Here is a 14,160-nt window from a genome sequence, read left to right as displayed (position 1 = left end):
ATTTTTTTAGCTCTATTAATTGGGATTTATTTTTGAAGATTCATCGATTTATTACTTTCTTTATAAGTTTCTAATTTTTATAAGGATAAACAACCTAAAAGTTGTGTTTTTTATAAGCAGATTATAAGTTTTTAAAATAGGGTTCCTCCAAACCGCTTTTTTGGTAATTGAAAATAAAAAACCACCTTAGTTTAGGTGGTTTTAGCTTAATCTTTACTATTTAACTTGCCAGTCAATAACACTATCGGCTTTAATCGGTACTACTTCTGATTCGCCTAGCGAATAGCTAGACGGCACTGTCCAAGGCGCTTTCTCCAAGGTAATAGTGTCTGTATTACGCTCAAGGCCATAAAAGTCTGGACCAAAGTGGCTTGCAAAGCCTTCTAACTTATCAAGCGCTCCTGCCTCTTCAAAAGCTTCAGCATAAAGTTCAATAGCTGCATGCGCGGTATAAGCACCGGCACAACCACATGCTGCTTCTTTTTTATCTTTATAATGTGGGGCTGAATCCGTGCCTAAAAAGAATTTTTTACTACCACTTGTCGCTGCAGCCATTAGCGCTTGTTGATGAATGTTACGCTTTAGTATAGGTAGGCAGTAATAATGTGGGCGAATGCCCCCAGCTAACATATGGTTGCGGTTATATAATAAATGATGCGCAGTAATTGTAGCTGCTACATTATCCGAGGCATTTTCAACAAATTCTACTGCATCTTTAGTGGTTATGTGTTCAAGAACAATTTTCAGCTCAGGAAAGTTTGCAACAACGTCGCCTAAAATAGTGTCTAAAAATACTTTTTCACGATCGAATATATCAATAGAAGAGTCAGTGACTTCACCATGGACAAGTAAAAGCATGCCAACTTCTTGCATTGCTTTTAATACTGGGTAGATATTTTTTACTGATGTTACACCAGAATCCGAGTTAGTTGTTGCGCCCGCTGGGTACAATTTAGCTGCAAAAATTTTACCTGTCGCTTTTGCTTTTTTTATTTCATCAGGCGTCGTTTTATCAGTAAGGTAAAGCACCATTAAAGGTTCAAACTGCCCTTGAGGTTTTGCAGCCATAATTCGTTCTCGGTACGACAATGCGGTTTCTGTACACGTAGCTGGCGGAACTAAATTTGGCATAATTATCGCGCGGCCCATATAACGGCTAATGTCACGCACCGTATCTTTTAACTGATCCCCATCGCGTAAATGCACATGCCAATCATCGGGTCTAGTAATCGTTAAAGTTGTCATTTTGCTCGTCATCGTAAAGTCCTAATGCTTAAGTTAACTGATCATAGGCATATGGTGTTTTCGAGTAAAGGGCTTATTAGAAATAATCCTTAGATACTACATTTAAAGTTAACTTTACACTTGATGATTCTCATTTAACGTTTTATTTTGTAGAAACGTTAATATTAGGTTAACGTATGTACCTTTAATAATAATTATAAGGCCTCCCAAAGCTGCTTATGTCGAACACTATCGATACCACTAAAGCGCTCGAAACTAAAACGGATCAATTGAGTATAATCAATCAGTTCTCGTCAAGTTTATTGCAACTGAATACGTTAGAAGCGCTTTTTAGTTATGTCACTACACAGGTTGTTAATCGACTTGGGTTTGTAGACTGCGTTATTTACTTAGCAGATGACAGCCAATCTTTGCTGAATCAAGTAGCTTCTATGGGTATTGAAAGCGAACATATCAGTTATCAGTCTGAACGCAAAATCATTCGCTTTAGCGAAGGCATAACAGGCTATGCAGCATCCACAGGGCAAGCATTAATAATTGGTGATGTAAATAAAGACAGCCGTTACATAGCTGATGAACGCCCTGCCCAATCAGAAATATGCGTCCCCTTAATATACAAAGATCGCGTGCTTGGGGTTATAGACTGTGAGCACCCAATAAAAAATTACTTTACTAGTTCGCATTTAGAGATTTTAACTACGGTAGCTCATTTATTAAGCGCAAAAATCAATCAAGTGAATACCGTTAATAGCTTGCAAGACACAGTAATACAGCTTAACAATGCACAAAAATTAGAAAGCAGCCTACTGCAAATAGCTAACTTAACCTACAAAGCACAAAATTTAGATACGTTTTTTAAATCGCTGCATGTAATTATTGACAGCTTATTGACTGCAAGTAACTTTTTTATTGCGTTGTACGACAAAAAAGAAGACGCACTCGACTTTGTTTATACCGTTGAAGGCGGTGTACAAACAAATACCCATAAAATAATTTCCAAAGATCAACTAAAAGAAACAGCCTCTTATTATTTGCTGATTAATGAACGACCATTACTACTTAATAAACAGCAATACCATGAACATATTGCACAAGGCCATTTTAAGTTAGTAGGTGAACAAGCTGATTCATGGTTAGGTGTGCCTTTTAAAGTTAATGAGCGTATGAGTGGCGTTATTGTTGTACAAAGTTATGACGAACAACATTACTACAATGAGCATGATAGCTCGTTGCTAACCTATGTAAGTCGTCAAATAAGCATGGTTATAGATAGGCATTTAGCCCGCCAAGAGCTGGAGCACAAAGCGCTGCACGATGAGCTAACTGGGCTGGCAAACCGTTCGCTACTGATTGAAAGAATGAAGCATGCTATTTTACGCCTAAATCGCGCTCAAAAAGGCACTTTTCATGCCCTGCTTTACCTTGATTTTGATCGCTTTAAGAGTATTAATGATTCGTTAGGTCACGAAGTAGGTGATCACTTTTTAATTGCTATATGTAAACTCATTACTCAAACGGTACGCAATACCGATACCTTTTCTCGCTTAGGTGGCGATGAGTTTGCTATTTTTATGGAAAACCTCAGTCATCGTGACCAAGTAAACGATGCCCTTACTCGCATTAAAACGGCACTATCTGAACCTGTTAATATTGATGGCCATTTACTGCAGCCCTCCACCAGTATTGGCGTTGCATTTAGTGACAGCGTAGACGATGAAGCATTTGTATTATTGCAACAATCAGATGCGGCTATGTATGAGGCAAAATCATCTGGGCGTGGCCAAGTTAAATTTTTTAATAACGTGATGCGCAATAAGCTAAAAACGCATGCAGATCTTGAAAACGATTTACAGCACGGTATTGAGCATAATGAATTTGAACTGTATTTTCAGCCTATCTTTACTATTAACAGTGGCGAGGTTATAGGATTTGAAGCTCTCGTACGTTGGCATCACCCAAAAAAAGGGTTTATATCACCGAACGACTTTATTCCAATTGCTGAAAAGACCGGGCAAATTATTAACTTAGATTTGCATTTACTAGACCTCGCAGCGCAACATATTGCTTTGTGGCAACAACAAGGGCATCGCTTTTTACGTGTCACGGTTAATGTATCTTCTCGACACTTTGCCAGTTTAGAATTTGTAGAGCAGCTCCATAGTATTTATAAAAAACACCACCTACCACTGGGCTCATTGTGTCTTGAGATAACTGAATCGGGACTGATCGAAAATTTAGAATTAGCGACGCAAATTATACAAGGGTTATCACCTTTAAAAGTGTTGCTTTGCCTTGATGATTTTGGCACAGGCTATTCTGCTCTAGGCTACTTGCACCAACTGCCAATTCATGTAATGAAAATTGATAAAAGCTTTATTGATAACTTAAAAACCACTGCTAACCCATTAATAGATGCTATCTTAACCTTGGCTATTTCTTTAGATCTTATTGTTATTGCAGAAGGAATAGAAACCGCTGAGCAACTTACTATTTTACAAAAAACCCAATGTGATTATGGGCAAGGCTTTTTAAAATCAAAACCTGTTACAGCAACAGAGGCCATAGCATTAATACACAGCCCTCTTTAATGGCTAGGCACAGCTGGAATTTACAACCAAGTATTTAGGATTAAACTGACCACTGTGCTTACTCGCTTTAATACTCTTAATAATTTAATCTCGTTTGTAAGAGCATACCAATTAAACCTTGATGCTAAATGCTAACCTCAACAGCATGTTTTACAACAACACATTAATCGCTAAACATGCATAACTTACTCCATAACCAAATTCACACTGCTTTATTTTAATTTCAGCTTAACTATTTAAACCCGATTTAACATGAGCTAAATTCAACAATAAACAAATAACAAAACAATATTTGACTATGCAAAGTTAATAAATTTAATGTTTGCAGTAAAAAACACACCAAACCTCACTTTTATAGCCATCTAGACGTTGAAACGATTTTTATATAAGCGTAGTATGTAGTTAATCTAAGCAATACTCACCATACCCATGAGATTTATTAAAGATGATTGACATTAAACACCTAAAAACTATAGCGACCCTTAAAGAAACGGGATCGTTAGTTAATACAGCCCGCGAGCTATTTTTAACTCAGTCAGCTTTATCGCATCAGATCAAAGATTTAGAAAATAAATTAGATTGCCAGTTGTTCGAACGAAAAACTCAACCCGTCCGATTTACACCTCAAGGTATGTTATTACTTGAATTAGCACACGAAATATTACCTAAGTTAGAAGCAACTAAATGCCGATTAAAAGAAAGTTTAAATCAGCCAATCTCACAACTGCGTCTAAGTGTTGAATGTCATGCCTGTTTTCATTGGCTATTGCCTACTATTAAAGAGTTTAATAATTTTTGGCCTGACATAAAGATTGATTACGAACGTGGTTTTAGTTACGACGCCATCCCAGACTTATTAAATGATGAATTAGACCTAGTGCTTACCTCAGATGTGCGTGAACCCGACAAACTAGAATACGCCCACCTATTTGACTTTAAGCTTAAGCTAATAGTGGCACCGGATCATGACTTAGCTAAAAAAGCCTACGTAACTGCGCTTGATTTAAAAAACGAAACTATTATTTCTTACCCGATTCCCCGTGAGCGCCAAGATATATTTAAGCATTTTATTCAAAATGCACGTTTTGACGGCACGCTTAAAACAGTTGATCAGGGCTTACTTATATTTCAATTAGTCAGTGCAGGTATGGGTGTAGCCGCCCTACCTGATTGGCTCGTTACTCCGTATGAAAGCCAAGGGCTAATTAAGTCAATTCCACTGGGCGCGCTTGGTTTAACCCGTCCGATGTACTTAGCGATGAAAAAAGACATGAAAGACAATCCGGTTTACCGTCATTTTTTAAACACCTGTAAATTAAATAACGGTCGATAAATCTAAAACTTATGAGTAACATGTTAGTAAATATATTCAACCGTGTTACTCATTATGTTTGAACTTAAAAAAATATTGGGCGGTTTACTCATGCCGTTACCATTACTAGGTTTACTTAGCCTAATACTGCTTATTTTTGCACTCAAACAACGAAAGCTTGTTATTACCTTGTCTTTTTTGAGTCTTGCAACCTTATTACTTGCCAGTACGCCCTGGGTTGCCAACTTATTGATTAAACATAATCAACCTACTTCATTGGCTTTTAGTATCAATGAGCACCCTAGCATAGATAAAATTGTGGTACTTGGCTGCGACATAAACCCTAACCCAGCCCTTAGTGCTAACAGCCAGCTAGGAAATTGTGCATTAACACGTTTAGTGGAAGGTATTAGGCTCGCTAATATATATCCGCGAGCTCAGTTAATTGTATCGGGTGGGGGTTATGAAAAAGTCACCAACAGCGCACTTATGTATAAAACGGCAATTAGCTTGGGTATTAATAAAAATCGCATTGTACAAAATCCAAACGCAATGGACACAGCGCAAGAAGCCGCATTTTTAGCCTCAAAACTAGTTGATTATAATACCGCTTTAGTTACTTCTGTAAGCCATATGCCCAGAGCAATAAATTTATTTAATGCTCAAGGCATCACTGTGATCCCCGCAGCAACTGACTACCACAACTTTGCAGCGTACCCTTGGTATAAGCAACTCATACCCAACGCAAAAGCATTACTAGTAGTGACTCAATTTGCCCATGAAGTACTTGGCGATACATGGATAAAAATACGTCGCACAATAAATCCTGAAGCTCTTTGATTTTTTATTGTTGATGGGTTTTAACCTCAGCGGAAACTCTCTATAACATATTAAAGTAATAAATTATTTTAAACTTTAGATTTTAAAGAACCTACTCAAAATAAGTTATGAGTAGGTTACTTAGACTGCATTGTATTTACGGCAAGGCCTTAGACTGGGTTGTCTATATCAATAAATGTTACATCAAAGCCATATTTATCAGCAAGGTATTCACCCAGCGCTTTAATACCGTATCGCTCTGTGGCATGGTGGCCAGCAGCAAAAAAGTCGATATTTTGCTCGCGAGAACTATGTATTGTTTGTTCTGACGCTTCACCGGTTAAGTAAGCATCTAGCCCCTGCTCAGCTGCTAAATCTATATAGCCTTGCCCGCCACCAGTGCACAGGGCAATTGTTTCAATTTTATCATTACGCACTAAACTTGTCAGAGGCTCGCGATTAAGCACTTGGTTTATTTTTTTAGCAAATTCGCACCCCGTTAGCGGCGTTTTTAACCGCCCTTTCATCGCGACACTGTTATTGACTGGCTCTAAACCTGCTTCAATCTCAATATCGAGTAATTGCGCTAGCTGAGCGTTGTTGCCGATTTCAGGGTGAATATCTAATGGCAAATGATAAGCAAATAAATTGATGTCGTTAGCTAAAAGTGCAGCCACACGACGCTTTTTCATGCCAATGATAGGTTGTGACTCGCCTTTCCAAAAATAGCCATGGTGTACCAAAATGGCATCGGCATTTTTTTCAATCGCGGCATCAATAAGTGCTTGGCTTGCCGTTACACCCGTTACTATGGTGCGTATCTCATCTTTACCTTCTACCTGAAGTCCGTTTGGACAAAAATCGTTAATGGTTTCTGGCTTTAACAGGGTATTTAATAGTTGATTAAATTCTCTACGTTGCATACTACTTACCTTACTTTGCACTGAATTTTGTACAAATTTTGGCGGTTATGCGCTAAAAATGAAAGGAAAATCGCAAAAAATTGAAAAACAGTTCTAAAATAGGTATAAATACCTCTTCTTTATCTGTGTAAACAACGTATAGGGTCTCTGATGAGCAAACTAGACAAAACAGAAGTGTTATCTGCCTTTGAAGCTGCATATGAAGCTGCCAATGGTAAAAAACCTGAAATAACAACTAAACCTGGCTGGTACAGCGTTGATGGCGGCAAGAATATGCGCCTAGCTGATGTAGCAGAGCTGACTAAAGAATTAAGCTCTGGAAAGTCTACAAAAAAAGCTGCAGTAAAAGCACCCGCTAAAAAAACTAAAAAAGCTGCTCCTGTAAAAGCACAGAAAAAAGCGCCTTTCACCGTGATCACTGAGAACGAAGAAGGTTACACAGCAGAAGAGCTTTGGATAGTAGAGCTTGCTCGTAAAGATCACGACTGTCGCCTACCGCGCGGTGTAGTGTAATTCACTGAGTGCTCAGTATAAAAGAAACCGCGTTAAGCGGTTTTTTTATGTTTAGTTTCTATCAATAGCTGCAAAAACCACGTCGCGACAAAACCACACACCACAATAAACACTGTCCCGGCAAGTACTGGCATTATTAAAAAATCCCAACTTTGGCTAGACTCAATAATTAAGATAGGGTTTGCACCGGCAGCAGGGTGAATCGTTTTAGTGATCATCATCAAAGTTATAGCAATACCCACAGCCAGCCCAATCATGATCGCACTATCAGCACTATAATAGCTAAAAACAACCCCAATCATTGCGGTCAGCATATGCCCCCCTATTACGTTTTTTGGCTTAGCTAATGGGCTCTGTGGTACGCCAAAAACAAGCACAGCTGTTGCGCCAAATGGCGCCATTAACCAAATACCGTAATCACCCATATAATTTAGCCACGCCAAAAAAGCCAAAACAAAAGTAGAAAAAACACCTGCGATTAATGCCGACTTTATTTGCTCACTATGCATATTACCTCCTTAAAAGTAGACCGACTTGTCTACACCTGCAATATAGACAAGTCGGTCTACCTATGTCAAGCTGTGTTTTTACTGCTCAAATTTGGAATATCATGAATAAACAACAACAAATAATCAGTACGGCACTGAGCCTTTTTTATAAAAAGGGTATACACGCTGTTGGTATTAATGAAATTTTAGCTGTATCCGGCATTGCAAAAAAAACCTTATACAAGCACTTTGAAAGCAAAGATGCGCTTATTTGTGCTTGTTTAGTCGCACGCGACATGTGCTTTAACGCTTGGCTAAAAAAAATATGTCTACAACCAAGTGCTATATTAGTCGCGCAAGCAATTTTTTTCGGACTGAAAAAGTGGATTAATAATGAGGTTTCAGAGTTAGGTAACTTTAATGGCTGTTTTTTTATTAATACTGCAGCTGAATACCCTATAGAGAAGGACCCTATTGCCAAACTTTGCAAACAGCATAAGCAAACGAACTTTGAGATTATACTATCAGCTCTTTTAGAAACCCCTGAATTTGCTCATAATAGAGAAAAAGCAATTGAAGCCGCACACCATTTACTCATTTTAAAAGAAGGATTTATAACTAGAGCGAGAGTGATGCATGATGTATCAGTAGCTCCACCTAGTGATAATATTTTAAAAGCGATAGTAGCAGTTGGTTAAATAGGTAAACACAATATAAAAAAAGCGGCTAAATAGCCGCTTATTAACTAAAAAACGCCTGCCTTATTCAAAAAATAATGGGTCACGTTGTTTTTTACCAACTTCGTTCATCGTTGCTGCGTCGAACAAGCGGCCGTTGATCATGGTGTAATCAATTTTATCTGAATCGCGGATGTTTTTCAGTGGGTCGCCATCTATAACCATTAAATCTGCCAGTTTACCGACTTCTAATGAGCCTACGTTTTTATCTAAACCTAGGTATTTAGCAGGATCGAGCGTTGATGCTCGAATAGCCTCAAGCGGCGTCATACCACCTTGAGCAAACATCCACATTTCCCAGTGCGCACCTAAACCTTCACGCTGACCATGTGCACCTAAATTAACCAGTACACCTAAATCTTGTAGTTCAGCTGCCACACGTGCATTGTTAAAGTGGTTATAGTGATGATCGGGCGCTTTAACACGACGCATTGAACGTGGTAATAATTGATTTTTTGGCACAAACTTGCTCAATCGAGGATGATTCCACACATCAGTTTTATCGTACCAGTAGTTTTCCCCCCAAATACCGCCATAGGCAACCACCAATGTAGGCGTATAACCTACATCACTTTGTGACCACAACTGCTTAATATCATCATAAATATGTTCAACCGGAATGGAATGCTCAATCCCTGTATGCCCATCAACCACCATACTCAAGTTATGTTGTAATAATGAGCCCCCTTCTGGCACGACCATCATTTCAAGTTCACGACCAGCCTCAATCACTTGCTGACGCTGCTCTCTGCGAGGTTGGTTATAAGACTTAACACTAAACGCCCCTACTTTTTTCAAGCGTTCTAAATGAAATTTAGCATCATCTAATGAATCAATATGCGAAGTATAACCAGGCATATTCGCGCCATATAAAATAGTACCAGTAGAAAAAATACGCGGGCCGACAATCATACCGGCTTTTTGCATTTCACTGGCAGTGAATATTTCAGTGGTGTCGTTTGATGGATCGTGGATGGTGGTAACACCTAGCGCAAGGCCTGCAAAGTTTTTCCAATTTTGTTGTGGGATAATTTCATCGCTTGCTTGTGAGCCATGCGCATGCGCATCAACCATACCAGGCATAATTGTTTTGCCTGTTACATCAACAATCTCAGCATTTTTTGGAATGCTAATATCTGCAGCAGAGCCAATAGCTTTAATATGTTTACCATCGGTAACAATAACGCCATTTTCAATGACTTTTTCGCCGTCCATGGTAATAATTTTTGCGCCAGTTAAGGCAATCATGCCTTCTGGTTCAGCCATTTTTTTGCTAAAACCAATGTTAGTCCCGCTTTTGACTTTAACCCCTTGGTCATCGGCTTTATTAATAGCAAACATTCCATCTAAACTGGCATGGTATAGCTCAGGGCCAAGTGTCCAATAGAGTTTATTGCTGTTGGCACTCCAGCTAATATTTTCACCAGCACGAACAGATAATTGCTCAATTGGAAATTGGCTGTCTTTAGGGCCAATATTAATGGTTTTGCCACGCTCAACAAACGGTGTTACAAACACTTTAAAGCGCTCTGCAAATGCTAAATACTCGCCATCAGGCGATACCCTAAATTCAGTGGCATGCTCTGATTCATAGAGTTTGCGCACTTTTTTACTTTCAAGCTCAACCACACTTAACGTTGGTTTAGGCCATGGACTCATAACATAAACACGATCGTTGGCACTACCAAACTGCGGTTGGTAACCACTTTTAGAAATTAGTTCACTCTTACCACCTTTAGTGCTAACACTGTAAATACCAGGGTGTAATGACCATTTAGGATTTAAAATGCTGCCGCCGCTGGCTTTACGATATACCACTGTTTTGCCATCTGGACTAAAGGTAGGCTCTACATATTTTCCCGGTTCATCGGTAATAGTATCGCCGCGACCACTTCGTGCAGAAACAACGCGCACTGTGCCTTGTTCATTATCGTCCCACGTGGTGTAGACAATTTTTTTGCCATCACGCGAGTACTGTGGAAATAACTCATAATGATCGGTTTGCTTGGTTAAACGTTTGATTTTTCCTGAGTCTAAATCGCGTTTATAAATATGACCCAGTGCTTCAAACAATGCCGTTTCACCATCTGGGCTAATTTGTACATTTCGCAGCATTTTTACATCAAATTCTTCAGTATCGATATTTTGAGTAAAGCGCACCGCTTTTTGAATTTTTTTCGTGGTGTCTATTTTGAATGCAATATCGCTGACAGATTTATCATCGACATTGAGTTTATGAATGGTGCCACCAGCCCAAAATACTAACTCTTCATTATCTGGTGTCCACGCAATTGTTGGGTATACCCCATGAATAGCCCATGTTTCTTGCATATCGCGCTCTAGCTTGTCATATAGCTTGGTATGCTCACCGCTGGTTAAATCGTATAAGTACAAGCTAGTTTGAAAGTCATCACGCTTTACATAGGCAAGTTTTTTACCATCAGGTGACGGAGTTGGTCTGATTGCCCCACCCATACCACTAATAATCGTTTCTATTTCACCGGTTTCACGATCATAGCGCTTAATTTTATAAATACCCGCAACCGAGTCTTTTGAGTAATGAAAGGTTTTACCTGGGGTAGCATCATGAGAAAAATAAACATAACGGCCATCAGGTGAAAACATCGGCTCACCTAAATCTTTTTGATCGTTTTCACGTTTAGTCAGTTGTACCCCTTTACCACCCGCTTTGTGATAAAGCCAAACTTCACCCGCGCCCAAAGAACGACTGGCGGTAAAGTGCTTACGTGCAACTAAATAATCGCCATCAGGGCTCCATGCCGGGCTATTAAGTAAACGAAACGTTTCGTCCGTTACTGCAGTTTGATTCTCGCCATTAACGTCCATAACCCAAATATTATCACCGCCCCCCTGATCTGAGGTAAATGCGATATGTTTACCATCTGGGCTAAAACGCGGCTGCATTTGCCATGCGATATCAGAGGTTATTTGAGTGGCTTTACCACCACTCATTGGCATAGTGTAAATATCGCCCAGTAAGTCAAATACTAAGGTTTCTCCATCAGGGCTTATATCTACATTCATCCATGTGCCTTGCTCTACACTAATAGAAGCATCTACAAATTGCCCTTTTGGTGAATCAACTTGCCATTTTTTTTCATCTGTTTGCTCTGCGTGTACTTGACCCAATGCCAATGAAACTGATAACGCAAGCGCTGTTTGCAGCATTTTCTTCATGCTTATCTCACTTATTATTGTTGCTGTGTGTTGCTCTATTAAATGATTGCAACAAAAACGCTAGCAAGTTACCAGCGTAATAGGATGAAGTGCATAAAATTAATGCCAAACAATAGGATCAAATTGATAAAAATCTACCAGCAAACGGTAAATTTCAGGGTCATCGCGGCGTAAATCTGCGGGTTTTTCTAAAAACGTTTCGGTGATCACCGCAAAAAATTCTGCCTCATTTGTGGCTCCGTAGCTATGAATAACATGCGGCATGTTATAAGCAACGTGTGTTTTTAACTGCGAAAACGCTCGGCTAAATACCTTGCCCCATTGTTGATAGTGAGTCTGTGATGTAAGTAATGGCGTGCCGGTGGTTTTACCGGTTTCTTGATCAAGTTGATGCGCAAACTCATGAAACACTAAATTATGCCCGTCACTGGGTAAGCGGTTACCCTCAAGCACATCATGCCAGCTCAGCACCAGTGTGCCTCCTGGCCATGATTCACCTTGCCTTACGGTATTATGAAAACTAACAAGTCCTGCGTTATCGCGACTTGATTGAGGCGCATAATAGGCGCTGGGATAGAGTAAAATTTCCTTCACGTTTTTATACAAAGGCCAAGATTTATTTAGTACCAGCAGGCAAGCATCGGCGGCAATAATGAGTTTCATTGCTTCAGTTAGTTGCAACCCATCACAGCCAACAAAGCGCTTTTCATTTAAAAACCACACAATATGACGAGCCAACTTGGCTCTATCTGCATCAGTCATTTTGTTATAAATTGGCATAGCCCGCAGCAACAGCGCATGCTGTTGTGGGCTTAATGATAAATGACTGTATTTACGGCGCCACAGAGTATTTTGAATATCAGGCCAACGCCAAAAAATAACGACAAACGCAAAAAGTAAGAAAATCAATAATCCGTTTACCATTTAATAGCCCTATAATTATCTATACAGTATTAATTGGTCCATAAAACTAGAATTCAATTATTTAACACTAAATAAAAAGCCACACATCTGTTAGAGCGTGGCCTTTTCTTTAACAAGTGAACTGTTTGTTTATTTATATCATTCTAGCGATACAAAGGCTGCCATGCACATGTACGATAGCCATATCGTTCAAAATAGAAACGATTACAGTTGGTGTCATAATTACTTGAGCCAACATCAATCCGATGCTCACTTATATATTTATTATGCAGAGAAACCTGTTGTCCATTATACAATAAAGTAAAATGAACATGAGGACCTGATGATTGGCCGCCCTCACACAATGCTTGATTATAATTATTTGCATAGCGACCTAACCATGCACCAGGTTGAATATAATCACCACTGCTATATTGAAGGTTTGACATGTGGTAGTAGTTGGTTGAATAGCCACTGGCGTGTGTTACTCGAATATTGCAGGAAGAAAAGCGAGTTACCGTTCCGCCATGCGCAGCTTGAACAAAAGGAGTATTAGCGCCCCAGCCACCAGAGCCATTGTTAAAATCAAGTGATGAGTATGGGTAGCCAGAACCTGTATTTGAGTGAGCGCCACCACTGTACCAATAGCCAGACGGCCACGGTAAGTTCATTTCAAAACTAGCGGCTAAAAGTTGTTTTTCATTATTTTGATCTACACTATTCAATGAACGTTGCAATTGACTAGTGTTACTAGGAAATACACGGTCAAACGTAGCTAAAAACTCAGTCAAAGTCTGTTGATTATTTTTAGAGTTTGATGCCAGTCTATCGCTATCTGCAAACAGACTTACTAGAGCCGCAGTTGCAGCTGTGCTACTCGTAGTTTGGGTTGCCTGATTTCGTTTTTTTAACTTATCTTGTGACTCTTGCCACTGCTTATATGCATAAAAGCGTTGACTTAATTTCATCACTACGTGTTTTACTTGCGCATCAAAACCACGCTTGTCTGTTATACCAGCTAAAGGGTTCTCAATATCAGCATTTGGGTTTGAAAGTAAGCCACTTTGTTGCTCTATCAGCGCTAAAATTACTTTTGGATTAATACTGGTATAACCTGCCCAGTGTAAAATGAGCTCTTTTTTATCTTCAATTGCTGACGCATGCAAAGAAAAAAAGTTATCCCAATCTTCGTTTAATAATGAGTCATTAAACACAAATTGCGTATCATCAATAGTCAGTAAAGAGTTAAGCTTGAGTGATGCTAAAGACTGTTTAGTAAACAAAAAGTCATCATGCTTATCGCCTTCAGCTAATACCACGGGTGAGGCCCCTAGAAGACTTGCGAATGTAATATTAATTATCTTGTTTTTCATCTTATATTCCTTAAGTAAAAAGCAAAAAAACCCTTAATGGGTACACAAGGTATAGCACCCA

At 39.2% G+C, this 14,160-nt stretch carries 11 protein-coding genes; 5 read left to right on the top strand and 6 right to left on the bottom strand.

The features are described 5' to 3' along the window. Nucleotides 1–216 precede the first annotated feature (216 nt). The gene (pyrC, locus tag DK924_RS04950) at nt 217–1,257 is read right to left on the bottom strand and encodes a dihydroorotase (RefSeq protein WP_109874490.1); all 1,041 of its coding nucleotides are present in this window, start codon (nt 1,255–1,257) and stop codon (nt 217–219) included. 206 nt (nt 1,258–1,463) lie between these two features. Here pyrC and DK924_RS04945 point away from each other — a divergent pair, with 206 nt between their 5' ends. The 3 genes from DK924_RS04945 to DK924_RS04935 all read left to right on the top strand — a co-directional run bounded on the left by DK924_RS04945 (nt 1,464) and on the right by DK924_RS04935 (nt 5,985). Next, the gene (locus tag DK924_RS04945) at nt 1,464–3,833 is read left to right on the top strand and encodes an EAL domain-containing protein (protein WP_109874489.1); all 2,370 of its coding nucleotides are present in this window, start codon (nt 1,464–1,466) and stop codon (nt 3,831–3,833) included. A 445-nt stretch (nt 3,834–4,278) separates the two neighbouring features. Further along, a complete protein-coding gene (locus DK924_RS04940; RefSeq protein WP_010388553.1) occupies nt 4,279–5,166 on the top strand; it encodes a LysR family transcriptional regulator in 888 nt (295 codons plus the stop codon). A gap of 54 nt (nt 5,167–5,220) precedes the next feature. Beyond that, a complete protein-coding gene (locus DK924_RS04935; RefSeq protein WP_181388744.1) occupies nt 5,221–5,985 on the top strand; it encodes a YdcF family protein in 765 nt (254 codons plus the stop codon). A 149-nt stretch (nt 5,986–6,134) separates the two neighbouring features. Here DK924_RS04935 and DK924_RS04930 read toward each other — a convergent pair whose 3' ends face one another. After that, complete coding sequence (locus tag DK924_RS04930) at nt 6,135–6,887, bottom strand: Nif3-like dinuclear metal center hexameric protein (RefSeq protein WP_054201128.1); 753 nt, start codon at nt 6,885–6,887, stop codon at nt 6,135–6,137. Between the two features lie 150 nt (nt 6,888–7,037). On the opposite strand from DK924_RS04930, the gene DK924_RS04925 reads away from it, so the two are divergent. Beyond that, a complete protein-coding gene (locus DK924_RS04925) occupies nt 7,038–7,400 on the top strand; it encodes a hypothetical protein (protein ID WP_010388549.1) in 363 nt (120 codons plus the stop codon). Nucleotides 7,401–7,432: 32 nt separating this feature from the next. Here the strand turns inward: DK924_RS04925 and DK924_RS04920 are convergent, their stop codons facing one another. Continuing rightward, nucleotides 7,433–7,909, bottom strand: a complete 477-nt coding sequence (locus DK924_RS04920; RefSeq protein WP_010388547.1) for an HPP family protein — start codon at nt 7,907–7,909, stop codon at nt 7,433–7,435. Nucleotides 7,910–8,010: 101 nt separating this feature from the next. Here DK924_RS04920 and DK924_RS04915 point away from each other — a divergent pair, with 101 nt between their 5' ends. Continuing rightward, nucleotides 8,011–8,586: a TetR/AcrR family transcriptional regulator gene (locus tag DK924_RS04915; RefSeq protein ID WP_109874487.1), complete on the top strand. Its 576-nt coding sequence runs from the start codon at nt 8,011–8,013 to the stop codon at nt 8,584–8,586. 63 nt (nt 8,587–8,649) lie between these two features. Here DK924_RS04915 and DK924_RS04910 read toward each other — a convergent pair whose 3' ends face one another. The 3 genes from DK924_RS04910 to DK924_RS04900 all read right to left on the bottom strand — a co-directional run bounded on the left by DK924_RS04910 (nt 8,650) and on the right by DK924_RS04900 (nt 14,099). Next, entirely contained in the window at nt 8,650–11,823 is a 3,174-nt protein-coding gene (locus DK924_RS04910) for an amidohydrolase family protein (RefSeq protein ID WP_109874486.1), read from the bottom strand. Between the two features lie 99 nt (nt 11,824–11,922). Next, nucleotides 11,923–12,747, bottom strand: a complete 825-nt coding sequence (locus DK924_RS04905) for a M90 family metallopeptidase (RefSeq protein WP_054201131.1) — start codon at nt 12,745–12,747, stop codon at nt 11,923–11,925. A gap of 143 nt (nt 12,748–12,890) precedes the next feature. Then, complete coding sequence (locus DK924_RS04900) at nt 12,891–14,099, bottom strand: M23 family metallopeptidase (protein ID WP_109874485.1); 1,209 nt, start codon at nt 14,097–14,099, stop codon at nt 12,891–12,893. Between the last annotated feature and the right edge of the window lie 61 nt (nt 14,100–14,160).

Source organism: Pseudoalteromonas sp. meg-B1 (genome assembly GCF_003173795.1).
Classification (GTDB): Bacteria; Pseudomonadota; Gammaproteobacteria; order Enterobacterales; family Alteromonadaceae; genus Pseudoalteromonas; species Pseudoalteromonas undina.
Note: the sequence above shows the minus strand (reverse complement) of the source record. Positions and strands in the feature narration are given on the sequence as shown.